At 51.7% G+C, this 24,150-nt stretch carries 21 protein-coding genes; 19 read left to right on the forward strand and 2 right to left on the reverse strand.

What is annotated here, in order from left to right; genetic code table 11:
• Positions 1-50 precede the first annotated feature (50 nt).
• From C2I18_RS20980 to C2I18_RS21070, 19 genes are all read left to right on the forward strand, one after another.
• Positions 51-893: an SPFH domain-containing protein gene (locus C2I18_RS20980; RefSeq protein WP_249897671.1), complete on the forward strand. Its 843-nt coding sequence runs from the start codon at positions 51-53 to the stop codon at positions 891-893.
• A 14-nt stretch (positions 894-907) separates the two neighbouring features.
• Positions 908-1,078 carry a type II toxin-antitoxin system antitoxin gene (locus C2I18_RS20985; RefSeq protein WP_249897672.1) on the forward strand — a complete coding sequence of 57 codons (171 nt, stop codon included), beginning with the start codon at positions 908-910 and terminating at the stop codon, positions 1,076-1,078.
• Positions 1,079-1,559: 481 nt separating this feature from the next.
• A complete protein-coding gene (gene thrS / locus C2I18_RS20990; RefSeq protein ID WP_249897673.1) occupies positions 1,560-3,497 on the forward strand; it encodes a threonine--tRNA ligase in 1,938 nt (645 codons plus the stop codon).
• A 136-nt stretch (positions 3,498-3,633) separates the two neighbouring features.
• Complete coding sequence (locus C2I18_RS20995; RefSeq protein WP_249897674.1) at positions 3,634-4,425, forward strand: 3D domain-containing protein; 792 nt, start codon at positions 3,634-3,636, stop codon at positions 4,423-4,425.
• A gap of 129 nt (positions 4,426-4,554) precedes the next feature.
• A complete protein-coding gene (locus tag C2I18_RS21000) occupies positions 4,555-4,698 on the forward strand; it encodes a hypothetical protein (RefSeq protein WP_249897675.1) in 144 nt (47 codons plus the stop codon).
• Between the two features lie 238 nt (positions 4,699-4,936).
• Positions 4,937-5,995, forward strand: a complete 1,059-nt coding sequence (liaF, locus tag C2I18_RS21005) for a cell wall-active antibiotics response protein LiaF (protein ID WP_249897676.1) — start codon at positions 4,937-4,939, stop codon at positions 5,993-5,995.
• A gap of 2 nt (positions 5,996-5,997) precedes the next feature.
• On the forward strand, positions 5,998-7,035 hold the full coding sequence (locus C2I18_RS21010) for a sensor histidine kinase (protein WP_249897677.1): 1,038 nt from the start codon (positions 5,998-6,000) through the stop codon (positions 7,033-7,035).
• A gap of 3 nt (positions 7,036-7,038) precedes the next feature.
• The gene (locus C2I18_RS21015) at positions 7,039-7,692 is read left to right on the forward strand and encodes a response regulator (RefSeq protein WP_249897678.1); all 654 of its coding nucleotides are present in this window, start codon (positions 7,039-7,041) and stop codon (positions 7,690-7,692) included.
• Positions 7,693-7,928: 236 nt separating this feature from the next.
• The gene (locus C2I18_RS21020) at positions 7,929-9,605 is read left to right on the forward strand and encodes a S1C family serine protease (RefSeq protein WP_249897679.1); all 1,677 of its coding nucleotides are present in this window, start codon (positions 7,929-7,931) and stop codon (positions 9,603-9,605) included.
• 132 nt (positions 9,606-9,737) lie between these two features.
• Positions 9,738-10,427, forward strand: a complete 690-nt coding sequence (locus tag C2I18_RS21025) for a response regulator transcription factor (protein WP_249897680.1) — start codon at positions 9,738-9,740, stop codon at positions 10,425-10,427.
• 1 nt (position 10,428) lies between these two features.
• A complete protein-coding gene (locus C2I18_RS21030; RefSeq protein WP_249897681.1) occupies positions 10,429-11,877 on the forward strand; it encodes a sensor histidine kinase in 1,449 nt (482 codons plus the stop codon).
• 59 nt (positions 11,878-11,936) lie between these two features.
• A complete protein-coding gene (locus C2I18_RS21035; protein ID WP_249897682.1) occupies positions 11,937-12,893 on the forward strand; it encodes a 4-hydroxy-3-methylbut-2-enyl diphosphate reductase in 957 nt (318 codons plus the stop codon).
• A gap of 239 nt (positions 12,894-13,132) precedes the next feature.
• Positions 13,133-14,179 carry a 3-deoxy-7-phosphoheptulonate synthase gene (gene aroF / locus C2I18_RS21040; protein WP_249897683.1) on the forward strand — a complete coding sequence of 349 codons (1,047 nt, stop codon included), beginning with the start codon at positions 13,133-13,135 and terminating at the stop codon, positions 14,177-14,179.
• Positions 14,180-14,461: 282 nt separating this feature from the next.
• The gene (gene glnA / locus C2I18_RS21045) at positions 14,462-15,886 is read left to right on the forward strand and encodes a type I glutamate--ammonia ligase (RefSeq protein WP_249897684.1); all 1,425 of its coding nucleotides are present in this window, start codon (positions 14,462-14,464) and stop codon (positions 15,884-15,886) included.
• Between the two features lie 397 nt (positions 15,887-16,283).
• Positions 16,284-19,016 carry a GH36-type glycosyl hydrolase domain-containing protein gene (locus C2I18_RS21050; RefSeq protein ID WP_249897685.1) on the forward strand — a complete coding sequence of 911 codons (2,733 nt, stop codon included), beginning with the start codon at positions 16,284-16,286 and terminating at the stop codon, positions 19,014-19,016.
• Positions 19,017-19,072: 56 nt separating this feature from the next.
• Positions 19,073-19,960 (forward strand): hypothetical protein, encoded by an 888-nt coding sequence (locus C2I18_RS21055; RefSeq protein WP_249897686.1) that lies wholly within the window; start codon positions 19,073-19,075, stop codon positions 19,958-19,960.
• A 105-nt stretch (positions 19,961-20,065) separates the two neighbouring features.
• A complete protein-coding gene (gene serC / locus C2I18_RS21060; RefSeq protein ID WP_249902193.1) occupies positions 20,066-21,157 on the forward strand; it encodes a 3-phosphoserine/phosphohydroxythreonine transaminase in 1,092 nt (363 codons plus the stop codon).
• 149 nt (positions 21,158-21,306) lie between these two features.
• On the forward strand, positions 21,307-21,771 hold the full coding sequence (trmL, locus tag C2I18_RS21065) for a tRNA (uridine(34)/cytosine(34)/5-carboxymethylaminomethyluridine(34)-2'-O)-methyltransferase TrmL (RefSeq protein WP_249897687.1): 465 nt from the start codon (positions 21,307-21,309) through the stop codon (positions 21,769-21,771).
• A 124-nt stretch (positions 21,772-21,895) separates the two neighbouring features.
• Positions 21,896-22,150, forward strand: coding sequence for an AbrB/MazE/SpoVT family DNA-binding domain-containing protein (locus tag C2I18_RS21070; RefSeq protein WP_249897688.1), 255 nt, complete (start codon positions 21,896-21,898; stop codon positions 22,148-22,150).
• A gap of 355 nt (positions 22,151-22,505) precedes the next feature.
• On the opposite strand, the gene C2I18_RS21075 is transcribed toward C2I18_RS21070, so the two are convergent.
• Both C2I18_RS21075 and C2I18_RS21080 read right to left on the reverse strand, forming a co-directional pair.
• Complete coding sequence (locus C2I18_RS21075; protein WP_249897689.1) at positions 22,506-23,570, reverse strand: phosphodiester glycosidase family protein; 1,065 nt, start codon at positions 23,568-23,570, stop codon at positions 22,506-22,508.
• The gene (locus C2I18_RS21080; RefSeq protein WP_249897690.1) at positions 23,567-23,974 is read right to left on the reverse strand and encodes a hypothetical protein; all 408 of its coding nucleotides are present in this window, start codon (positions 23,972-23,974) and stop codon (positions 23,567-23,569) included. The genes C2I18_RS21075 and C2I18_RS21080 overlap by 4 nt, the downstream gene beginning before the upstream one ends.
• Positions 23,975-24,150: the final 176 nt, after the last annotated feature.

Consider the following 24,150-nt stretch of genomic DNA (forward strand, 5'->3'; position numbering starts at 1 on the left):
AATAAAATATCAAATGCGATTCTGGAAAAATTCATTTTGGGGGTGCTTTTATGAAGGAAAAGGTGTTGCGTCCGGTCAGCGGTTTTTGGGTGATTGCACTGATTTTGGTTTGTCTGGGGGGAGGAATTTACGGGGCGGTTCAGGAATATGTGGCTGTACCCCTGATTCTGTTCGCGGTGGCTGCAATTCTGTGCACATGTATTACGGTTGTGCAGCCTAACAAGTCGGTTGTGGTCACATTTTTCGGCCAGTATGTCGGTACGATTGTGAACAGCGGGCTGTGGGCGGTCATTCCGTTCAGTATCCGCAAGACGGTGTCGTTACGTGTCCGCAACTTTAACAGTGTCAAGCTGAAGGTCAATGATGTGGAAGGGAATCCGATTGAGATCGCTGCAGTTATTGTGTTTAAGGTGATCAATTCCGCCAAGGCGCTGTTTGATGTCGACAAATATATGGCCTTTGTGGAGATCCAGAGTGAAACGGCGCTGCGCCATGTCGCGAGCAAATATCCGTATGACAATTTTAAGGAGTCCGGCATGTCGCTGCGGGCCAATGCAGATGAAATTGCCAAAGAGCTGACGATTGAGCTTCAGGAACGACTGGCAATCTCCGGCGTAGAAGTTATGGAAGCGCGGCTTACACACCTCGCTTATTCAACCGAGATTGCCAGCACGATGCTGCAGCGTCAGCAGGCATCCGCCATTTTGTCCGCGCGTCAGATTATTGTGGAAGGTGCTGTAGGCATGGTGGATATGGCTATCCGCCAGCTCAGGGAGAGCGGTGTAGTGGAGCTTGACGAAGAACGGAAGGCGGCAATGATCAACAATCTGATGGTGGCCATAGTGTCGGAACGCGGAGCGAGTCCGGTTATTAACACCGGCTCGTTATACTAAAGGGGCGATTTCATATGGCGGCCAAAAAAAGCTTTCCGCTGCGGATCGATCCAGACCTGCACGAAGCGCTGGAACGCTGGGCGGCAGAGGAGTTCCGCAGTGTCAACGGACATATCGAGTACTTGCTGCGGGAATCTTTAAAGCGCGCAGGCCGCCTGCCTGACAAAAAACGCCGGGAAGAGTAAGTTCACCGGGAGCGGATGCCCGGTTCCGGGTTAAGGCAGGCTTGACGTAGATTAAGGACAGGATTTATAATTACTCATAATTCACGTTAAAAGCTTTGACAAAGACATGGATCATGTCAGGACCGCTTCAGAGAGAGGGAACATGGCTGCAATTTCCTCCGGTATCCGGCTTCCGATCTACCCCTTTATAGCTGCGGTTATGAACTTCCGTAAGACTGGCCTTAAGTGTCCAGGCATACCGGAACTGTAAGAACCGCCGGTTCATGGCCGTTACACTCATGCTGATGAAGGATTATATCTCTGCTTGGCCGTTTATTGACAGCGGTGCAATCCGGGAGCAATCGAATTTGGGTGGAACCACGGGTGCAATCACTCGTCCCTATGCGGGACGGGTGTTTTTTGTGTGTACGTGGAGGATTCCGTTCCGTGATTCGGAGGCCGCAGGCCTATATCTAACTCGAAAATTTTAGGAGGAACAACAATGTCAGTAAGTATCAAGCTACCGGACGGATCGGTCCGGGAATACGCGGACGGCAGCAGCATCGATGAAGTGGCAGCTTCTATCAGCAGCGGATTGCGCAAGAATGCGGCTGCGGGCAAACTGAACGGAATCGTGGTGGATTTGTCCACACCGCTGCAGGAAGGCGCTTTGGTGGAAATTGTGACCCTTGACTCGCCGGAAGGGCTTGAAGTTATGCGCCACAGTACTGCCCACCTGATGGCCCAGGCCGTAAAACGTTTGTATGGTGCCAAAGAGGTCAAGCTGGGTGTCGGGCCGGTCATCGAAGACGGCTTTTACTATGACATGGATCTGGAACATCCGCTGAATCCCGAGGATCTGCTGAAGATTGAAAAGGAAATGGAGCGCATTGTATCCGAGAACCTGCCGATTGTGCGTAAAGAGGTCAGCCGCAAGGAAGCGCTTGAGATTTTTGGTGAGCTGGGCGACCCTTACAAGCTAGAACTGATTGAGGCGCTGCCTGAAGAGAGCGTGATTACCATCTATGAGCAGGGCGAGTTCTTTGACCTTTGCCGCGGTCCGCACGTACCTTCCACAGCGAAGATCAAAATATTCAAGCTGATGAACGTGGCAGGCGCTTACTGGCGCGGAGACAGCAAGAACAAAATGCTGCAGCGCGTATACGGTACTGCCTGGATCAAGAAGGCGCAGCTGGATGAGCATCTGCGTCTGTTGGAAGAGGCCAAGAAGCGTGACCACCGTAAGCTGGGCAAAGAGCTGGAAATCTTCACCTTTAACCAGCTGGTAGGACAAGGCCTGCCGATCTGGCTGCCCAAAGGTGCGAAGCTGCGCAGCATTCTGGAACGTTATATTGTGGATCTCGAAGCCAGCCTTGGCTACCAGCATGTATACACTCCGGTGCTTGGTAACGTAGAGCTGTACAAAACCTCGGGACACTGGGAGCACTATCAGGAGGATATGTTCCCGAAAATGACAATCGACACTGAAGAGTTCGTGCTCCGCCCGATGAACTGTCCGCATCACATGATGATTTATAAGAGCTCCATGCACAGCTACCGTGATCTGCCGATCCGGATTGCCGAGCTGGGCACCATGCACCGCTATGAAATGTCCGGAGCGTTGACCGGTCTGCACCGTGTACGTTCCATGACACTGAATGACTCTCATATTTTCTGCCGTCTGGATCAGATCAAGAGCGAATTCAAACGCGTGCTGGAATTGATTAAGCAGGTGTACAGCGATTTCGGTATTCACGATTACCGCTTCCGCCTGTCTTACCGTGATCCTAATGACACCGAGAAATACTTCCAGAATGATGAAATGTGGGAGACTGCTCAGCGGATGCTGCGTGAAGTAGCGGAAGAGGCGGGTCTGCCGTTCTTTGAAGCGGAAGGCGAAGCTGCGTTCTACGGACCTAAGCTGGATGTGCAGATCCGTACGGCACTGGGCAAGGAAGAAACTCTGTCCACAGTACAGATCGACTTCCTGCTGCCGGAGCGTTTCGAGCTGGAATATGTCGGCGATGACGGCCAAAAGCACCGTCCGGTTGTATTGCACCGCGGTATTCTCGGAACCATGGAGCGTTTCGTAGCGTTCCTGCTGGAGAACTTTGCTGGCTCCCTGCCGCTGTGGCTGTCCCCTCAGCAGGTAAAAATCATTCCTGTATCGTCGGCCTTCGACGATTATGCGAAGGAAGTGGAATCCAGGCTGCTGCGGAGCGGTGTCCGTGCCGAGGTTGACCTGCGCAATGAGAAAATGGGCTACAAGATCCGTGAAGCACAGCTGGAGAAGCTTCCTTATATGTTCGTGGTCGGTGAGAACGAGATGAACGCCGGCTCTGTATCCATCCGCAAACGCGGCGAGGGCGATATTGGAGTCAAACCGCTGGAGGAAGCTATCGCACTGCTCAGCCAAGAGATTGCTGAACGCACAATCTAGTTGATAAAGCGCCCCAGGGCGGTAAAATTCTGTTAACTTTAACCTCTGTCATATGCCTCATGAAGCTGTTCCCTCAGCTTTATGTATAAAATTTTGTGAAACGGGAAACCTTCGCTAATAGGGGGAGGTTTAACTAATGAACAAAATGGGCTTATGCCAGAGGTTTTGGTGTTTAATTGTAACGGTTGTACTGATTCTGTCTGCGGCCGGTATTTATCCGGATTTTGCAAGCAGGTCTGTGCAGGCTCTCGGAACGGGAAATGCGGAGAATACGAAAAATTTAAATATTGTGAATGATGAAATACGTACGACCGGCCGGGCCATGCTGTATTCCCAGGAGCGCTACTCTACAGGGGCATCCTCACGGCAGGGCGGTACGTCCAGAGCGAGCGTTCCTGCTGCTGCGCAGCAGCCTCAGCCGTCTGCCTCACCGCAGGCACGGAACAATTCCGGCACTGCCAAGCAGCCTGCCACTTTACCGGTAGCCGCGCCAGCTCCGGAGCAGATCATCACTACGCTTAAAGTTACAGCAACCGGTTATACAGCCGGAATTGAATCTACAGGCAAGACCCCGAAGCATCCGCAGTACGGAATCACGTATTCAGGCGTCAAAGTGCGCAGGGATAAAAATTCCGTATCCACGATCGCGGCAGATCCAAAGGTGCTTCCGCTGGGCAGCATCCTGTATGTCCCAGGTTACGGTTACGCAATAGTTGCAGATACCGGATCGGCCATCAAGGGGCGGAAGATCGATCTGTATTTTGCCACCACCAAGCAGGTTTATAAGGAATGGGGCAAAAAAACAGTCGAAGTCCAGCTTATCAAAAGAGGCAGCGGCAAATGCACGGAGAGCATGCTGAAGAATCTCGGCAAAGCGATTCAGACCTATAAATCAGTTCCGCAGGATTTGCTGGAGGAGATTGTTTAGCTTGCGCGGTTCAGCCGGAGTCAAGAAATTATTTTCACATAGGCATGCATAATACGGTCCTTCGCTTCCCATAATACGTTAGGGGCAAGTCACTTGTCTCTTACGAAAAGAAACGGGAGGTGAAATTCAATGCCAAAGAGCCAAAAGCCAAAGGTGCAAGAAAATTACCAGACTCCGAACGAAAAATACGATGCTGAGTTTGCTGTTGAGAACAACGGCCTGACTAAGCAAAGCAATACAATTGCCAAGCCGGTGCAAAAACCGCAACAATAATGCTGCAGGTGCCGCAGGCATTTCTATGAAGCTTTACAGAGACTGTCCTTCGGGGCAGTCTTTTTTTATGGCTCCGGATATCCGGCATTTAAATTAACTATATATTCCTGCACCTCAGTCCGGAGACCGAGGCCTGTTTCCTTCCCGCGCCGCTGTTTTGAAATCCCCCTTTCCTGTAGACTAAGGACATAGGAATGAACATAGCGGAAATTACATCAATTTAAAGGGGAAATGAAGGATGAAAAGAAGGTTCACCAGCCAGGTCCTCGGCGGTCTGATCCTGATCGGACTGGGTGCCCTGTTTCTGATGAGACAGCTGGGATATACCGATTTCAGCATCGGCTCGCTGATCTCTGATTATTGGCCGGTTGTGCTCATTTACATGGGAGTGCAGAATCTGCTGACTACCAATGAAAAGGGTTCAGGCGGTTCATCGGTTTTCTGGGGCTTATTCTATCTGGCTCTTGGCGCTTACTTTCTGGGACGCAACCTGGACTGGTTCGATGTTTCGGCCGGAGACTTCTTCAAGCTGCTTATACCGGTCATGCTGATCGGCGGAGGGTTGTATGTAATCTTCAAGCCGCGTGACCACACGCCGCCCGTGCCTCCGGTACCGCCTGCGCCGCCTGAACCGCCGGGATTTTATCCGCCGAAATCAGGTCAGAGCGATGTGGAGCCGCCGGGACCGCTGGAGTCTACACTCGATGAACAGTTTGAACAGAAATTCGGCAAGCCGGCCGGTCAGCGTGACTGGAACGATTACCTGAATAAAGATCAATCTGATGAAGAAGAAGAACCGGCTGAAGAATCACGCCGGCATGATCACCGTGAGCGTCACGAACGCCGGAAGCAGGAGCGTTATGCCCGCAGACACGGCGAGTGGCATCAGGAATTTCACGATTCAGCAGATCATAAGGATACGACTAACCGTACCGCTTTTATTGGTGATGTCCACATGGGCCGGGAGCATTTCCAGCTTAAAAACACGAATATCTCCCAAGTCATCGGCGACACTGTGCTGGACTTGACGAACGCGCAGATTCCTTACGGTGAGACCAAAATCAACATCTCTGCGTTTGTCGGCGATATTAAGGTGTACATTCCTGAGGATATGGACCTGGGGGTCCGTGTGAACAGCAGCTCCTTTATCGGGGATATGCAGGTACTGGAACAGACGCGCAGCGGGTTCATGAGCAGCGTGGAATGCAAGACCCCTTACTATAAGGAAGCCGGCAAAAAAATCCGGATTAACGTCAGCGCCTTTATCGGTGACATCAAAGTTAAATCGGTGGGCTAGGGATGGGGACGATCTTCAGCAATACCAAATGGATGCTGCTGCTGTATTTTCTGCTAAGCGGAGGTGTGGCAGCAGGGTTGATGTATGCCGGTACATGTCTTGGCTATATCGAGGTGGTGGATTACCGCATGTGGGTGTATCTCTGCCTCGGGATCGTACTGTTCACAGTGATTATCGGCTATATCGCCGGCCAGCGTATTCAGCGCCGGATTGATCTTCTGGATCTGAATATGCTGCAGGTTGCCAAGGGCAATCTGTCTGTACGCATGCCGGAGACCGATGACCAGTCTTTTGCACGGGTGTACCATGAATTCAACATGATGATGGAAGCCGTCGAGAACAAAATGCAATTGCTTCAGCGGATGGGGGAGCAGGAGGTTATCGCCAAAGAAAAAGCAGCGGAGAGCGGAGTACTGGAAGAGCGGAGGCGGATGGCCCGGGATCTGCATGATACGGTGAGCCAGCAGCTTTTTGCGATTCATATGTCCGCTTCTTCACTGCCTAAGGTGCTGGAACGCAATGCGGAGCAGGGCCATGCGGTGATGGAGCAGTTGATCACCATGTCCCAGATGGCACAGAAGCAGATGAGGGCGCTGATCGCCCAGCTGCGTCCGGTAGAGCTTGAGGGACGCAATCTGTTCGAGGCGCTGGAAAAATGGTTTCCGGATTACTGCCGCCAGAACGGGCTTAAAGGCGTAAAGGAGCTTGAGCTGCAGGGCGAGCTGTCGGAGGCTATCGAGCATCAGCTGTTCCTGATCATTCAGGAAGCGATGGCCAATATCGTCAAACACGCAGGCGCGCGGGTGGTCAGCCTGTCGCTGCGCGAGGTGCCGAGACAGGTTGTGCTGAGCATCAGCGATGACGGCCAGGGGTTCGAGCATGTGCAGCATAAGCAGGGCTCTTACGGTCTTACGACGATGCGTGAACGCGCGGAAAAGCTTGGCGGACAAGTGGAAATTATCAGCCGCAGAGGAGCGGGTACAACGATCCGCGTACATATACCAAAGTTTGTTCAGGGCAATCAGGAACAGGAGGAATAGAAGATGAGTGTCATAAAGGTGCTGCTGGTGGACGATCATGATATGGTCCGGATGGGGCTCAAAACTTATCTTATGCTGGACCCCAGCTTTGAGGTTATAGGGGAAGCCGCCAACGGGCAGGAAGCACTGGCGATGCTGCGCGAAGGAGGGCAGGAGGGATTGCCTGATCTGGTGCTGATGGACCTGATGATGCCGGTAATGAACGGTGCAGAGACCACCAGGGCAGTGCTTGCTGAATTTCCCGGCCTCAAAATCGTCATCCTCACCAGCTTCCTGGAGGATGATCTTGTCGTAGATGCGATTGAAGCCGGAGCAGTCAGCTATGTGCTCAAAACCGTGTCGGCCGAGGAGTTAATCTACGCACTGCAGGGTGCGTTCCGCGGAATGCCGGTAATGACCGGAGATGTCTCGCAGGCACTGACCCGGGGGATCCGGCAGCGGACGGTCCAGGGGGATTCTTCCGGTCTCACCGAACGTGAGAAAGAAGTGCTTCTGCTTATAGCTGAAGGGAAAACCAACAAAGACATCGGCGAGGAGCTGCATATCAGCATTAAGACCGTAAAGACCCATGTCAGCAATCTGCTGATGAAATGCGAGCTGGATGACCGCACGCAGCTGGCCATCTATGCGCACCGCAAAGGCTGGGCCCAAGGTTAAGCCCCAGTCCTGAGTATCTGATATTGCTCTTATATTCTGCCCGGCGCGAAGCTTCGCGTACGGGCTTATTTCTGTTGTCCCAAGGCCTGATCGTACAGCGCTTTCCGTACCGTTTATCTTTTATCTCAGTTTAAATTGTTTTTAATGTAGACTTAAGGTTTAAAGTACAAAATAAGAACAAGAAGTACGACAATACTCCTTGTCAGACTGACAAGGCAACAGGAGGAACGAAAACCATGGACGACAACAACAAAAACAACTTCAATCGCGATAATGGGCCAGCTCGGGATCGGGAATGGGATAGCAACAATAACACTGACAGCAGTAATGAGTACAACAGAAGCAGCGACTACAGCAATAATAATTCTGATGAACAGGGAGCTTCAACCTATTATTCTTATGGACCGTTTAAATCTATGAATAAGGACGAGATGAATACGGAGGGGACTCCAGGCTACAACCGGATGGAGGGAGAGCGGGTAGAAATCACTGCACCGCAGCCGGTTAAGCCGCTTCCCTACAGCTCCTCCCCGCGCACAGGCGGTTATGACGGCAACGGCGGACGGGGCGGCGGCAGCGGTTCAGACGGCGGCAACGGCTGGCAGTATAACCGCAAGCCCAAAAAACCGGTAAAAGCCGTATTGGTCTCTTTTCTGGCAGGGATGGTTGTCCTCTCAGGCTCCATGTTCATGGCAGACCGCGGCAACTGGTTCACTGGCGGCCAAGCGACCATCGCCGCAGTAACGAGCCCGGCAGCCAAGACAGCGAACGGCAGTGCGACAATCACGCCTTCAACCACAACGACAGCCCTTGTGACCGGATCAGGTGATGTATCCAGTGTTGTAGACGGTGTTGGACCGGCTGTTGTCAAAATTGAAACGCTGGTGAACGCAAGCTCAGGACGCAGTTCGTCCCGCTCAAATCTGAGTGATCCGTTCTCGCAATTTTTCTTCGGTGACCAGTTCGGGGGCAGCGGATCTTCCGGGTCAGGGCAGGATTCCCAGTCCGGTTCAGATTCGAATTCCACGCAGCTGATCCCTGCGGGAATCGGAACAGGCTTTATCTATGAATCTTCGGGTTATATTCTGACCAACCAGCACGTTATTGACGGTGCGGATGTGATCCAGGTAACCGTTGACGGTACAACCAAGCCTTATGAAGCAAAGCTGCTCGGCTCCAGCAAGGATCTGGATCTGGCTGTGCTCAAGATTGAAGGAACAGACTTCCCGACAGTAGCGCTGGGCGATTCCGACAGCATCAAGGTCGGTTCAGAAGTCGTAGCTATCGGCAACCCGCAGGGCTTTGACCATACGGTTACTGCAGGGGTACTGAGTGCGAAGGGCCGCAGCATTGATATCAATGAGGAAGACGGCAGCGGTACCCGCAACTATAAGAACCTGCTGCAGACTGACGCATCGATCAATCCCGGTAACTCTGGCGGACCGCTGCTCAACATGAACGGCCAGGTTATCGGAATGAACGTAGCCGTGAGTGCTGACGCCCAGGGTATCGGCTTTGCCATTGCGGTAAATACGATCAAAGAGGTCGTTGATAAGCTGGAAGCCAACCAGGAAATTCCGAAAGAGCCGGTTCCGTTTATCGGCGCATCGCTGATGACCATTACAGATGAAGTAGCCAGACAAATGGGTACTGACCTTACTGAAGGCTCTGTAGTAGCTGAGATTGTCTTCAAATCGCCTGCCTACACAGCAGACCTGCGTCCTTACGATATTATCACGGGCGTGAACGGTACGAACTATGCAACCAGCCAGGATCTGATTACCTATATCCAAACTCTGAAGGTTGGCGACCAGGTAACACTGAATGTTGTCCGTGACGGTAAAAAGCTGGAGCTACCGGTGACCATCGGCAACAAAAATGACTTTGATACCACACAAACTCAAGAACAGTAATCTCACACCGGACGGTAAAAGCACAAACGGAAGGGGCAACCCTTCCGTTTGTGCTGCTGCCGGAGGTTAATTTGAGCAGCATGTTCGTGCTACAATACAGATATATACGACTTGAACAATGGGGGCTGCTACATGCGACCGAATATCCTGATTATTGATGACGATGAAAAAATTATTTCCATGCTGCGCCGCGGTCTTGCTTTTGAAGGCTATGATGTAAAAACTGCAGTCAACGGAGCGGACGGCCTGCGGGCTATTCTGACCAGTGATCCCGATGTGGTAATTCTTGATGTGATGATGCCGCAGGTGGACGGTTTTGAAGTGTGCCGGCGTCTGCGGGAGGGTGGGAGCAACGTTCCCGTGCTGATGCTGACGGCCAAAGATGAAATTGAGCACCGGGTCAAAGGGCTTGATCTGGGGGCTGACGATTATCTTGTGAAGCCTTTTGCCCTGGAGGAGCTGCTGGCCCGGGTTCGCGCGCTGCTCCGCCGCAAAAGCGAGCAGGGCGGAGGCTCTGAGCAGGCCGTGACTTATGAGGATCTGACGCTTGACGTGGATTCCCGTGAAGTAACCCGCGGCGGCAAACGCCTGGAGCTCACAGCGAAGGAGTTCGAGCTGCTGCATCTGTTCATGCAGAACCCGAAGCGCGTGTTATCCCGCGATCTCATTATGGATAAAATTTGGGGGTATGATTACAGCGGCGAATCCAATGTACTGGAAGTGTATATTGCCATGCTGCGCCAGAAGACGGAAGAGCATGGCGGCAAACGGTTGATTCAGACCATCCGGGGAGCCGGTTATATTTTAAGAGGTGACAATTAATATGTCTATTAAATTGCGGCTGACAGCCTGGTATTCAGGGATTTTGGCCGTTATGCTGCTGGCTTTATCAGCCGCAATTTACGGTTTTGTCTATTATAATACGTATGGTGATTTGAAGGACCGGCTAATCAAGCAGGCATCGCAGGTGGAACCCAAAGCAGGGTTGAACTATGACGGCACATGGCAGCAGATCCTCCGGGGGCCTGCAGGCCAAAGCTTATTTGCCCAATTGTACATTTACGACCTCCAACAAATGATCCCCAGCCCGAATATGACAGAGATTCAGCTGGAGTTTAAGGTTCCGGCGAAGGATGTCGTCAAAAATCAGCAGGGATTTCTTCAGGCGTCTTATAACGGAAATCCCTTTCTGATCTATCAGCAGGCAGTGGATGTGACGACCCTTAACGGAAACTTGCCGGCTGTGCTTCAGGTAGCAGTGTATACTGGGGAGCAGGTTACGATGCTGAACCGGCTGCAGAACATCCTGCTGGTAGGCTCTTTTGCGACGCTGATCGCTGCCTTCACCTTCGGCCTGTTCCTGGCCCGCAAGTCAATGAGTCCCATCGGCATGGTTATTGAGGCGGCAAACGGCATCCAGACCGGTAATGACCTCAGCTCCCGGATCGAGTACAACGGTCCGCCGGATGAGATCGGCCGGCTCATTGAAACCGTCAACAATATGCTTGGCCGGATGGAGGGGGCTTATAGAGAGCTTGAAGAATCCTATGCCACCCAGCGCCGCTTTGTGTCCGACGCCTCTCACGAGCTGCGTACACCGCTTACGACGATCCGCGGCAACATCGATCTGCTGCAGAAAATCTGGGAAATGGAGCCGGGGGAAAGCCGGATGACGGAGGCGGAGATCCGCCAGCTGTCGGTAGAGTCGGTGAAGGATATTGCCGATGAATCCAAGCGGATGAGCCGGCTTGTCGGCGATATGCTCTCACTCGCCCGTGCGGACACCGGGCGGACCTTTGACAAGGAGCCTGTAGCACTGGAGCCGATGATGACCGAGGTAGCCCGCCGGGCCTCTTTCCTGCCGCGCCAGGCGGAATGGTCTGTCGGGAATATGGGGCATTTGAACGGCAAGTATGTTGTCGGTAACAAGGATTATCTGCAGCAGATGCTGTTCATCTTTATTGATAATGCCTTTAAGTACACCCCTTCCGGTGTAGTTACGCTGGATAGCGTCTTTTATCAGAACCAGGTGGGCATACGGATTACGGATACCGGGATCGGGATGGACAAGGACGAGGTGCCGCATATCTTCGAACGCTTCTACCGGGCGGATGAGTCACGGGGAATTACGGAAGGAATCGGGCTGGGTCTGTCCATCGCCAAATGGATTATTGATGAACACGGCGGCTCTGTAGAGGTGGTTACCCGCCAGGGGGAAGGGACGACTTTTGTCATCTGGCTGCCGCTTCTCTTTGCTCCGCCGCTGGAATAGGGTATAATTAGACGGGTCCTATAACAGCCGTCATTGACAGCAGAAAGCCGGTGAAATACATGGAAGTCATCAAAATTTCTCCCCGGGGTTATTGCTACGGTGTCGTCGATGCCATGGTAATGGCGCGGCAGGCCGCGCAAAATCTTGACCTGCCCCGGCCGATTTATATACTTGGCATGATTGTGCACAACAGCCATGTCACGAATTCTTTTGAGGACGATGGAATTATAACGCTCGACGGGCATAACCGCCTGGATATTCTGGACAAAGTGGACAGCGGTACCGTTATTTTTACTGCACACGGTGTATCGCCAGAGGTGCGCAGACTGGCCCGTGCCAAAGGGCTGACCACTGTTGATGCCACCTGTCCGGATGTAACCAAAACCCATGACCTGATCAAAGAGAAGGTCGAAGAAGGCTACGAGATCATTTATATCGGGAAGAAGGGGCATCCGGAGCCGGAAGGTGCTGTCGGTATCGCGCCTGAACATGTCCATCTGATCGAGAAGGAAGAAGATATTGCAGGGTTGTCCATTCCCTCCTCGCGTATTGTCATTACAAATCAGACGACGATGAGCCAGTGGGATATCAAGCATATCATGAAGAAGCTGCTGGAATCCTTCCCGGGCGCCGAAGTCCACAATGAGATCTGTATGGCTACCCAGGTGCGCCAGGAAGCTGTGGCAGAACAGGCCGGGCAGTGTGACCTGGTCATTGTTGTCGGCGACCCGAGAAGCAACAACTCCAACCGCCTGGCCCAGGTTTCCGAGGAGATTGCCGGAGTGCCTGCCCACCGGATATCCGATGTGTCCGAGCTGAATATTGAGTGGCTCAAGGGGGTTGCCAAGGTCGGCGTCACCTCAGGTGCTTCAACGCCTACTCCGATCACCAAGGAAGTCATCAATTACCTCGAGCAGTATGATCCTGCACTGCCGGAGACATGGGAAATCAAACGTACAGTGAATATGTCAAAGCTGCTGCCTCCGGTCAAGAGCAAGACTGCCAGCACAACTTAATCAGTATAAAGTAATGAACTTATAGATAATTATGAAGAGCACAAAAACCCGTGAATTGGGATTTTTGTGCTCTTTTTTTTTTGGGATATTTATGGCGAAAAGCGGAATCAAGTTGACGGTAAGCCAAATATGATGTAAAATCGCTTTAGTGCTTAAAAGCGTACACGCGTCGTAGTGTGATAGTGTTTATTGCCTATATGAAATTGTTGAATAATAACAGCCAAAAGGGGAGTTCTAATATGATCGTTATTACATCCAATCAAACACCGCAGGATCAGGTCAATGATATCATTGCCGTCATCGAAAAAGAAGGGCTGCAGGTCCATCTGTCACGCGGAGCGGACCACACGGTTATCGGTCTGATCGGCGGCGTAACACCTAAGCTTGCCGAGCATCTGCGCCAGATGAAGGGCGTAGAGAATGTCGTGAAAATTTCCAAGTCCTACAAGCTGGCCAGCCGTGACTTCCATCCTGAAGATACGATTATCGATATCAAAGGCGTGAAGATCGGCGGAGAAAATCTGGTTATCATGGGCGGTCCATGCGCTGTTGAATCCCCTGAACAGATTGATGAAATTGCCCGTCTTGTCAAGGCTTCCGGCGGCCAGGTGCTGCGCGGGGGAGCGTTCAAGCCGCGCACCGGTCCTTACAGCTTCCAGGGTGTAGGTGTGGAAGGCCTCACCATGATGGCTGAAGCCGGCAAACGCCACGGCCTGCTGACCATTACTGAAGTGATGACGCCGGAGTATGTGGATATTTGCGCCGAGCATGCGGACATTCTGCAGGTCGGTACCCGGAACATGCAGAACTTTGACCTGCTGCGCAAGCTGGGCACCTGCGGACGTCCGGTGCTGCTCAAACGCGGCTTCAGCGCGACCTACGATGAGCTTCTGAATGCGGCGGAGTACATCCTTGCCGGCGGCAACCGTGACGTCATGCTCTGTGAGCGCGGAATCCGAACATTCGAGACTTACACCCGGAATACACTGGATCTGTCAGCTATCCCGGTTCTGCAGAACCTGAGTCATCTTCCTGTGATTTCCGATCCGAGCCATGGCACCGGGCGGCGTGAGCTGGTTGCGCCGATGGCCAAAGCTTCCGTAGCAGCTGGTGCAAACGGGCTGATTATTGAAATGCATACAGATCCCGACAACTCCATGACCGGTGACGGGGTGCAGTCCCTGTTCCCCGAGCAGTTCGACAGCCTGCTGAGAGACCTGGAAAAGCTTGCCCCGCTTGTGGGACGCAAGTTCTCGGAAGCTCTTGAGCCAGCGGCTCTGGTCTAATGCAAGACAGCTGTTAAAGTACGCGGCAGTCCTCTTTTCCCGCTTACGGGCGAGGCAAGGGGGCTGTTTTTGTATACTGTAAAATGAATGTAACGGCACGGCTTGTTCCAACTGTATTTTTCACTAAAGCGTCAGAATATCTTACATTGTCTTCAAAAATACCTGACATAAGCATTGACGATGTTAGGTATGAGATTTATAATGACGACAGCAAAAAAAATATAAACAAGAACATTTGATACGGTGAGAGGCCTAATGTTCGGAACTTGGGGAGGAAATATCATGTCGGTTGAAAAAGTGTTGCAGACGATTAAGGAGAACAACATCGAGTGGGTGGATTTTCGGTTTGTAGATTTGGGTGGACGTGCTCACCACATCTCGCTGCCAGCATCCGCAGTTGAAGAAGAAACATTTGTAAATGGTGTTGCCTTTGACGGTTCTTCCATTAAAGGTTTCCGTGGTATTGAAGAATCAGACATGGTTATGATGCCTGATCCAAGCACTACATACATTGATCCTTTTACAGCTCATCCGACGCTTAACATTATGTGCGATATTTTCACACCTGATGGCGAACGTTATGAACGCGACCCTCGCGGTATCGCTGTTAAAGCCGAAGAATTCCTGCAGTCAAGCGGTGTGGGTACAGCAGCATTCTTCGCACCTGAGTCCGAGTTCTTCATCTTCGACGATGTGCGTTACGAAAGCGGCATGAACAGCTCTTCGTTCTCCGTTGATTCCGAAGAAGCAGCCTGGAACACAAACCGCAAGGAAGAAGGCGGCAACCTTGGTTTCAAAATCGGCGTTAAAGGCGGATATGTTCCGGTAGCGCCAGTGGATTCCCAACAGGACATCCGCAGTGAAATGTGCCGTCTGCTTACCGAAGCAGGACTTGAAATCGAACGTCACCACCATGAAGTGGCGACTGCGGGACAAGCGGAAATCAACTTCCGTTTTGACACGCTGAAGAAAACAGCTGACAATCTCCTTACTTACAAATATATCGTGCAAAACACTGCACGCCAGTACGGCAAAGTTGCAACATTCATGCCAAAACCGCTGTTCGGTGATAACGGAAGCGGCATGCACGTTCACCAGTCGATCTTTAACGATGGAACTCCATTGTTCTACGAAAAAGGCGCTTATGCCAACCTGAGTGAAATGGCACTGAACTACATCGGCGGTATCCTGTACCACGCTCCGGCACTGATCGCGCTGACTAACCCGAGCACCAACTCGTTCAAACGTCTGGTTCCTGGTTATGAAGCACCGGTTAACCTGGTATACTCCAAAGGTAACCGTTCCGCTGCAGTCCGTATCCCGGTAGCAGCTGTAACACCTAAGGGCTGTCGTATCGAATTCCGTACACCGGACTCCACTGCTAACCCTTACCTGGCATTCTCCGCAATGCTGATGGCAGGTCTGGACGGAATCAAGAAGAAGATCAACCCTGAAGAAATGGGTTACGGTCCGCTGGACAAGAACATCTACGAATTGTCCGATGCGGACAAAGAGAAGATCCGCAGCGTTCCAGGCAGCCTGAACGAAGCGCTTGACGCTCTGGAAGCTGACTACGAATTCCTTACAGAAGGCGGCGTATTCACCAAAGACTTCATCGATAACTACATCGCTCTGAAACGTTCCGAAGCTCAAGAGGTTGCGATCCGTGTTCATCCGCACGAATACGCGCTGTACTTCGATGTATAGAATCAAATAATAACAACAAAAAGAAGCCCCCGGAGCCCGGGGGCTTCTTTTTGTTGTTATCGGCTGTTATACAATCTGTTATTTACTGCGTTTACGAAACGTTTTCGCAGATTCTAGGAGTGATAGAGCTATAAATTGTAAAAAGCAATAGGAAATCTGCTATAGGCTGCTTTTCAATTACTATTTAATAGAGTAATACATTGACTTATGTGCATGAGACCATACGGAGTTTGTGTGCTAGTTAAGGAAATCGAAAGTGGTTTCGGTGAGGTTAACCGCCATAATAATAAAATACTTTACAAGCGGATTACCTAATGCAATAATCATTTACGAAACCGGTTTCTGTAAGCGTATATCATTTGATATTTAGTCACCAATAAGGAAAGGATGTAAGACAATGAAGCCAACAACGAATGCAGGCTGGGAGTTTACGGGGAAAAACGGGGATTTCCGACTTGAACAGCCAGAACGGAACAGCTTTTTGTATTTTCCTTTAGTCAACGAAGGAGGCATGATGTCTTCTGTGACTCCGGACCTGCACGGACAGGTCACCTCAGGCCACAACACCTTTTTGACCCCGCCGGTATCTGTAGAGGATCTTCATCAGTCACGCGCCTCCCGGAACTTCTGGGTCTATGTGGAAGGGAAGGGCGCATGGTCTGCTGCAGGGAACTCTGCCAGGCAAAAGGCGCAGGTATACGGGGATTCAGACAGCCGGTCAGTACTGGAAGCCGGCTTCTTATGGCACCGGGTAACCCGCAGCGATGAGGATATGGGAATTAAGGCTGAGATCACAAGCTTTGTGCCATGCGGCAGCGACAAAATTGAATTAATGAAGATTGTCCTCACCAATATCAGTGACGGGGAGATATTCCTGACGCCGACTGCCGCAGTACCGGTATATGCACGTTCTGCCGATGATCTGCGGGACCACCGTCATGTGACTTCTTTACTAAACCGGGTGTATACTTCGTCCTATGGCATTGAAGTTCAGCCGGTGCTTTCCTTTGATGAACGCGGACACAGAGTGAACAGGATTTCCTATGGCGTGTTCGGGAGCGAAGGAGATGGGACGCAGCCGGCCGGCTTCTTTCCGGTACAGGAAGAGTTCACCGGAGAAGGCGGAGGGCTGGACTGGCCCGAAGCGGTAGTACGCAATCTTCCTCCTCAGACTGGGGGAGATACCGTTCTTGAAGGCTATGAGGCGGTTGGCGGGATCCGTTTTGCAGGGGCGGCCCTGCAGCCGGGAGTTAGCCGTTCTTATATAGTTGTGCTCGCCATTGACAATGACCGGATGGATGTCCCGGGTGTGATGGCGAAGTACGGCTCCGCTGCAGCATTTGATGCTTTACTCGAAGAGAACAAGGCGTTTTGGGCGGATAAAGTGAGCAGCGTCGAATTTCATACCGGCGATTCCAAAGGAGATCAGTGGATGAAATGGGTGACGCTGCAGCCGGTGCTCCGGCGCCTGTACGGAAATTCCTTTCTGCCCTATCACGATTATGGAAGAGGAGGGCGCGGCTGGCGTGACCTGTGGCAGGACTGTCTGGCACTCCTCATCATGGAACCGGGAGAGGTGCGGAGCCTGCTGCTGAACAATTATGCGGGTGTGCGCATCGACGGAAGCAATGCGACAATTATCGGCCAGCAGCCCGGTGAATTCATTGCTGACCGGAACAATATTCCCAGGGTATGGATGGATCACGGTGCATGGCCGTTTCTGACCACGCTGCTCTACCTGAATCAGAGCGGGGATCTGGATTTCCTGCTGGAGGAGCAGGTTTATTTCCGCGATTCCTTCATGAACCGCTGCCGCAAACGGGATGCCTCCTGGAACACGGAGACCGGCAGCCGCCTGCTTACAACGGATGGAGAAGTATATAAGGGCACTATTCTGGAGCATATCCTGCTGCAAAATCTGATTCCGTTCTTTAATGTAGGTGAGCATAACAACATGCTGCTGGAGGGGGCGGACTGGAATGACGGTCTGGATATGGCAGCCCGGCGGGGAGAAAGTGTGGCCTTCACTGCATTCTACGGCAGCAACCTCCTGGAGCTCGCTTCGCTGCTGCGTACACTCAAAGAGCGTACCGGCTGCCAGCAGCTTATGCTTGCGGAAGAAATGGCGCTGCTCCTGGATTCCCTTCAGCAGCCGGTCGATTATACCTCTGTATCCGCGAAGCGGCAGCAGCTGGAGCTTTTTTATGAGGCGGCGCCGAATGTGGTGAGCGGAAAGCGGCTGGCGTTTGATCCGGACAAAGTAGCAGAAGACCTGGCGGGCAAAGCGGAATGGATCTTCAGCCATTTGCGCAGCAGGGAATGGATACAAAGCAGGCACGGGGACGGCTGGTTCAATGGTTACTATAATAATGACGGAGAACGGGTTGAAGGGGAATATGGGGATCATATACGCATGACGCTGACAGGCCAGGTATTCCCGCTGCTCGGCCACGCAGCCTCACCGGAGCAAATCCCCGGGATCATCTCTGCAGTGGACCGCTATCTGCTGGACGAAAAGATCGGTTACCGGCTGAACACCAATTTCGGGGGCATTCAGCAGAATCTGGGCCGTGCTTTCGGCTTTGCCTTCGGACACAAGGAAAACGGGGCCATGTTCAGCCATATGACTGTCATGTACGGGAATGCGCTCTATAAACGGGGATATGTGCGCGAAGGCTACAGGGTGCTGGATTCCCTTTACAGACTCAGTACCGATTTTGAGGCCAGCCGGATGTATCCGGGAATCCCCGAGTATATTAACGAAAAAGGGAGGGGGATGTATACTTATTTAACAGGTTCGGCAAGCTGGCTGCTGCTGACGATGGTGACGGAGGTGTTCGGGGTACAGGGACGGCTTGGTGATCTGCTGCTGCAGCCGAAGCTGGTGAAGGAGCAGTTCGATGCAGAAGGCAGAGCTGCTATCCAAACCCTCTTTGCCGGCCGTCAGCTTGCAGTCGCCTATACGGCTGCAGGAAGCAGAGAGCACGGAGAGTACCAAATACACTCTGTAATGCTTAACGGCGCTGAGGTGACGCTTCAGCGCGTCTCAGAGGGTGTCCTGATACCGCGGAGTGTACTCACTTCACTGCCGGGGGGAGAACTTCACCGTCTGGAGGTCCAGCTGTCTTAGGTCTGCTTCAGTGGATGGAATTACCGTTATATCAGAAGTGAAAGGAAGATGGCAGCATGAGTTATAAATTATCTAACGGAATTCTTACCGTTGAAATCGCCGGAACGGGAGACTATGGCGGCACAAGATTTGATTGGACCGGATTTATTACGCAGGTTACGCTGGAAAAGGGGAGACACAGCTTTTGTGTACCGGAGAGCCTGGTCCCCGGCCACGGCAGCGGGGGGACCGGACTTTGTAACGAATTCGGCATTTCCCGGGCAATCGGCTATGAGGAGGCCATGCCGGGTGAATGGTTTCCGAAGCCGGGTGTCGGACTGCTGCAGAAGACAGGACCGGAACCCTACTCTTTTAACGGGGAATATCCGCTAATTCCATTTCAGATCAGTGAAGAGGCGACCGGTCAATCCCTGACGTATATAGTCCAGCCTATGGAATGCCGCGGATACAGCATGCAGCTGACCAAAACGATCGCTCTGCATGACAACCGGCTGGATATTTCCTATGTGCTGGAGAACAAGGGAACCAAGCCGCTGCATACCGAGGAATATGTCCATAACTTTGTCGGGATTGACGGTGCCGGCATAGGTGCAGGTTACATCCTTAGACTGCCGGGGGAGGCTGGAGTAAAGGATCCGGAGTCGTCATATACGGCTGAACTATTGGACTGCTCGGGGAATGCCATCACCTGGAATCAGGAACCGGACGGCCGTCCCTTCTATTGCCAGGTCACAGGCTGGGAGAAGCAGGATGCAGACTGTTACTGGGAACTGGTTCATGAGCCAAGCGGAGCCGGTGTCCGGGAGAGCGGTGATTTTGTACCGCAAAAGGTCGCGCTGTGGGGCGAACAGCATGTTGTTTCACCGGAGGTTTTTGCTGACATCAGCATTTTACCGCGTCACAGCAAGCATTGGCGGCGCAGCTATCAATTTTTTGCTCCCTGAACGCCGGCAGCTTACCTTTTATGTGAATAATTATACTTGCTGGTGTGTAATATTGCTGCTATCATAAGCCATATCGATATTGATAGGAGAGAAAGGGTGGGGAGTATTTTGAGCAAGAGAGCATACAATTTTAATGCAGGTCCGGCGGCACTGCCGCTTGCAGTATTGGAACGCGCACAAGCGGAGTTTGTTGAATTCCGGGAAAGCGGAATGTCTATTATGGAGATGTCGCACCGGGGAGCCATCTACGAGTCCGTGCATAACGAAGCGCAGGAGCGTCTGCTTTCCCTCCTCGGCAATCCTGAAGGCTACAAGGTGTTGTTCGTTCAAGGCGGGGCAAGCACCCAGTTTGCCATGATTCCGCTCAACTTTATCTCTGAAGGTCAAGTCGGCAGCTATGTCATGACAGGAAGCTGGGCAGACAAGGCATTCAAGGAAGCCAAGCTGGCTGGCGGAGCACATGTAGCCGCTTCTTCGGAAGATAAGAAGTTCCTGGCGATTCCTGAACTTGGCAGCATCAAGGCTGCGGACAACGCCGCGTATCTGCATGTCACATCCAATGAGACTATCGAGGGAACACAATATGCAGAATATCCGGATTCGGGCTCCATTCCGCTGATTGCCGATATGTCCAGCGACATCCTCAGCCGTTCCATTGATGTGAGCAAGTTCGGACTGATCTACGCCGGTGCGCAGAAGAATCTCGGACCTTCCGGTGTAACCGTAGTAATCGCGAAGGAAGAGCTGATTGCCAAGTCGCCTTCCAATATTCCGACGATTCTGCGTTATGACACGCATTATAAGAACAACTCTCTTTATAATACTCCGCCATCCTTCTCTGTATATATGGTTAATGAAGTGTTAAAATGGATAGAGGAGCAGGGCGGTCTGTCCGGCGTTGAAGCGAAGAACCGCGATAAAGCAGGTCTGCTCTATGAACATATTGACGGAAGCGGCGGGTTCTACCGCGGAGTGGCAGAACAAGGCAGCCGCTCGATCATGAACGTGACGTTCCGGATGGAGTCGGAAGAGCTTGAGAAGCAGTTCGTCAAAGCTGCCGAAGCCGAAGGCTTTATCGGACTCAAGGGCCACCGCAGTGTGGGAGGCTTGCGTGCTTCGATCTACAACGCTGTTCCTTACGAGAGCGTTAAGGCGCTATCCGATTTCATGAAGCATTTCCGGCAAACTCAAGGTTAAGACTTACAGTTTCCAGACCTTCCGCCATTGGCGGAAGGTTTTCTGCTTGCACCGGGTATTATATACAGGCAGGCTCTGCTGCAGCTATGCGAGAGATGTGAACGACAATTACAGGGCTTGAACAGCCAACAAGGAGGAAGTATTACATTATGGCACTGCACATCGTGCTTGTTGAACCGGAAATCCCCGCTAACACAGGAAATATCGCCCGCACCTGCGCGGCTACAGGAACCCATCTTCATCTGGTTCGTCCGCTTGGCTTCCGTACGGATGATGCCACATTGAAACGGGCCGGTCTGGATTACTGGCATGCCGTGAACATTGAGTATCATGATTCTTTCGGGGAAGTGCTGGAGAAATACAGCGGCAGCCGGTTCTTCTACGCAACTACGAAGGCCGATAAGCGGTACACCGATTATGCTTTTCGGGACGGGGACTTTTTTGTCTTCGGCAAAGAAACCAAAGGCTTATCTGCAGAAATCCTGGAAGCAGGCAAAGAAACGACTATGCGCATGCCGATGGGCAAGGCGGTCCGGTCGCTTAATTTATCCAACTCGGCAGCCATTATCGTCTATGAAGCGTTGCGCCAGCTGGATTTTCCAGACTTATTCTAAAAGTGGACAAGAATTTTTATTTTTTTCAGCAGGATTCGACAATAGCATAACGAAATAGTTGAATAGTGCCGAAAATAGTAGTAGTTACTAATTATGAGTTGAACAGGAGAGGTGTAAGTTAGATATGAAACCTGCTGGCGTAGTTCGTAAGGTAGATCAGCTGGGTAGAATTGTTCTGCCTAAGTCCCTGCGTAAAAGGTATCAAATGAATGAAGGTGACCCGGTAGAAATTCTGGTGCAGGGCGACCATATCATTCTGGAGCGCTACCGTCCCAAATGTGTATTTTGCGGATCTATGGAAGGCGTAAGTGAATACAAGGACCGTTACATCTGTGCTGAATGCCTCGGGGAAATGACTCAATTATCAAGACACGCCTAGGGTAAAGCTTCAACTAAGAAGCGGAAAAGTGACTATATGTACATAGTTTGGCTCAGCCGGTCAGCCGTTTGAGGCCACAGCTGCAAAAAAAGCACCGCACATCATGTGCGGTGCTTTTTTAAACAAAAGATTGACGTAGAACTAGCTGTTACAGGCCTTTGGTTTTGTCATCATTGTAGGACGAGGTTAGAATTCCGGTCAGAAACAGCAGAAACACCAGGGTGACGATCCAAAAGGTCAATGAAAACGACATTGCTTGGCACCTCCATATGGGGCTGTATCATTATCCTGATTATAACCTGTTGAGTAATAAAAATAAACGTAATTGTGATGCATTGTATAGACGAACCGGATTTTATTTGAAAAACAGGAAGTTGGTCGGCACTTTGCGCAGATTTCCGTCTGACGGCTTATTGATCACCTTCCCTTTAAAGATCAGGGAAGAGGAGCCGCCCCCATCCAGATTATAAGCGCTCTGCACCCCCATGTTATACAGCTTGTCCCGGATTTCCTCCAGCGTAGCGCCGGAGTTGCCGCTTTCGTTATAGCCGTCGGCGACAAGTATCAGCAGCTGGTCATCCTTGTAATTGCCGATCACCGTACGCGGCGCGCGTGCCGGACTGATCTTCCATTTGGGCGGGATGACCTGCTTGACGCCGTTCTTCAGCAGAACCGGTACAAAAGTTGCACCAAAAGCAGGGTCCAGCTGGTCCAGCTGTGCGCGGCTGGAGAATTTTCCGCCGATCAGCTTGCCGGATTTGCTGAGGCCGACGAACGAAAGATCCTTGAAGCTCGGCTCAAATCCGTTCAGGTATTGGCCTCCGACAATGGTAGTGGATAACGGATAACGTCTGCCGTTCTGATCGGCAAAGCCGCCCGCATTAATTCCTGCCACAGCACCATAACGGGCCACGGCATGCATGGTTGTCTCGGCGGCCCCGGTGCCCTCGGCAAGGCTCATTTTCATCGCGAGGGGATCCTTCAGTCTGATCTTCAGGGCGTAAGCTTTATAGTTACCGGGATTCAGCCGGTAGAGTTCAATGGTTATACGGTCGCTGATCACGACATCCGCCGGGATGCCCAGTCTGGAAGTAATCCTGCGGTTGTAAATCCGCTCCGGCCGGGTCGCCTGGGCCTTGGCTGTACTGACCAGCGCATTCATGGCATTCGTAGTCTGTTTGTAGAGCTGCGCACTGGCGCTGATGGAATCTATGGTATAGGTAGCGGAAGCTTGTGCTTGCGCGAGATCTTTTTTGAGAGCGGCGGTTTCATTGACCGGCCCTGGTGCTGCCAGATAGGACTGCGTGTCCAGCTTAAGCTCAAGCGGCGGGTGATACAGCCACAGACAGAGCAGCAAGCCGAAGAAAGGTGCAGTCAACAGCATGAAAAAGCGGTTCACTTTTTGAACAGGCGTCCTCATTTCAGCAGATCCATTTCTTTCTTCAGGGTATCCAGCTGTTTCTTGACCTCGCTTAACTGGGTGTACAGCTTATTGCTGTTGTCCGTAGTGCTGCTTGCATTATCTTTGGTAAAGGTCAGCAGTTCGTTAAAGGTCTGGACGGTACTCTGCAGCTCTTTCACTTCTTCGGACAGTACGGCGATCCGCGATTCATAGTCATTCTTCAAAACGGTAAGCTGCTGCTGGCTTTGTGTGCTGAGCTCGGTCAGCACCTGCTGCTTCAGATGGTTGGTGTAGCTGTACACGGCATAAACGCCGAGCCCGATCATCAAAATCCAGAACAGTAAGAACCATTTTACGGAAGGGCCGTTTCTCGCTGAAGTACGGCGCGAGTGTACCGGGGTCGATTCCGCTAGCGGTTGCATTTCATCACCTCAGGCTATTTTTTATCAAGTTCCCATTCTATCAGACTTTTACCAGATTCGCAAAAATGAAAGAGTGTTTGAAAACGTGAAAAAGTAATTGCATCCTGTTAAAGTACTGCGATACAATTTCTATAGATTGGAATATCTGATGTGCGTATTCAAGGTAAAAGAAGGAA

Origin of the sequence: Paenibacillus sp. PK3_47 (genome assembly GCF_023520895.1) — a bacterium.
Classification (GTDB): domain Bacteria; phylum Bacillota; class Bacilli; order Paenibacillales; family Paenibacillaceae; genus Paenibacillus_AQ.

What these genes read in the sequence shown, in the direction of transcription:
- C2I18_RS20995 (WP_249897674.1), top strand. Translation starts at nt 3,634, where the DNA reads ATGAACAAAATGGGCTTATGCCAGAGGTTTTGGTGTTTAATTGTAACG.
- C2I18_RS21055 (WP_249897686.1), top strand. Translation starts at nt 19,073, where the DNA reads ATGAGTTATAAATTATCTAACGGAATTCTTACCGTTGAAATCGCCGGA.
- C2I18_RS21015 (WP_249897678.1), top strand. Translation starts at nt 7,039, where the DNA reads ATGAGTGTCATAAAGGTGCTGCTGGTGGACGATCATGATATGGTCCGG.
- aroF (WP_249897683.1), top strand. Translation starts at nt 13,133, where the DNA reads ATGATCGTTATTACATCCAATCAAACACCGCAGGATCAGGTCAATGAT.
- C2I18_RS21050 (WP_249897685.1), top strand. Translation starts at nt 16,284, where the DNA reads ATGAAGCCAACAACGAATGCAGGCTGGGAGTTTACGGGGAAAAACGGG.
- C2I18_RS20985 (WP_249897672.1), top strand. Translation starts at nt 908, where the DNA reads ATGGCGGCCAAAAAAAGCTTTCCGCTGCGGATCGATCCAGACCTGCAC.
- C2I18_RS20980 (WP_249897671.1), top strand. Translation starts at nt 51, where the DNA reads ATGAAGGAAAAGGTGTTGCGTCCGGTCAGCGGTTTTTGGGTGATTGCA.
- C2I18_RS21070 (WP_249897688.1), top strand. Translation starts at nt 21,896, where the DNA reads ATGAAACCTGCTGGCGTAGTTCGTAAGGTAGATCAGCTGGGTAGAATT.
- C2I18_RS21000 (WP_249897675.1), top strand. Translation starts at nt 4,555, where the DNA reads ATGCCAAAGAGCCAAAAGCCAAAGGTGCAAGAAAATTACCAGACTCCG.
- C2I18_RS21025 (WP_249897680.1), top strand. Translation starts at nt 9,738, where the DNA reads ATGCGACCGAATATCCTGATTATTGATGACGATGAAAAAATTATTTCC.
- liaF (WP_249897676.1), top strand. Translation starts at nt 4,937, where the DNA reads ATGAAAAGAAGGTTCACCAGCCAGGTCCTCGGCGGTCTGATCCTGATC.
- glnA (WP_249897684.1), top strand. Translation starts at nt 14,462, where the DNA reads ATGTCGGTTGAAAAAGTGTTGCAGACGATTAAGGAGAACAACATCGAG.
- C2I18_RS21010 (WP_249897677.1), top strand. Translation starts at nt 5,998, where the DNA reads ATGGGGACGATCTTCAGCAATACCAAATGGATGCTGCTGCTGTATTTT.
- C2I18_RS21035 (WP_249897682.1), top strand. Translation starts at nt 11,937, where the DNA reads ATGGAAGTCATCAAAATTTCTCCCCGGGGTTATTGCTACGGTGTCGTC.
- thrS (WP_249897673.1), top strand. Translation starts at nt 1,560, where the DNA reads ATGTCAGTAAGTATCAAGCTACCGGACGGATCGGTCCGGGAATACGCG.
- C2I18_RS21075 (WP_249897689.1), bottom strand. Translation starts at nt 23,570, where the DNA reads ATGAGGACGCCTGTTCAAAAAGTGAACCGCTTTTTCATGCTGTTGACT.
- trmL (WP_249897687.1), top strand. Translation starts at nt 21,307, where the DNA reads ATGGCACTGCACATCGTGCTTGTTGAACCGGAAATCCCCGCTAACACA.
- C2I18_RS21080 (WP_249897690.1), bottom strand. Translation starts at nt 23,974, where the DNA reads ATGCAACCGCTAGCGGAATCGACCCCGGTACACTCGCGCCGTACTTCA.
- C2I18_RS21030 (WP_249897681.1), top strand. Translation starts at nt 10,429, where the DNA reads ATGTCTATTAAATTGCGGCTGACAGCCTGGTATTCAGGGATTTTGGCC.
- C2I18_RS21020 (WP_249897679.1), top strand. Translation starts at nt 7,929, where the DNA reads ATGGACGACAACAACAAAAACAACTTCAATCGCGATAATGGGCCAGCT.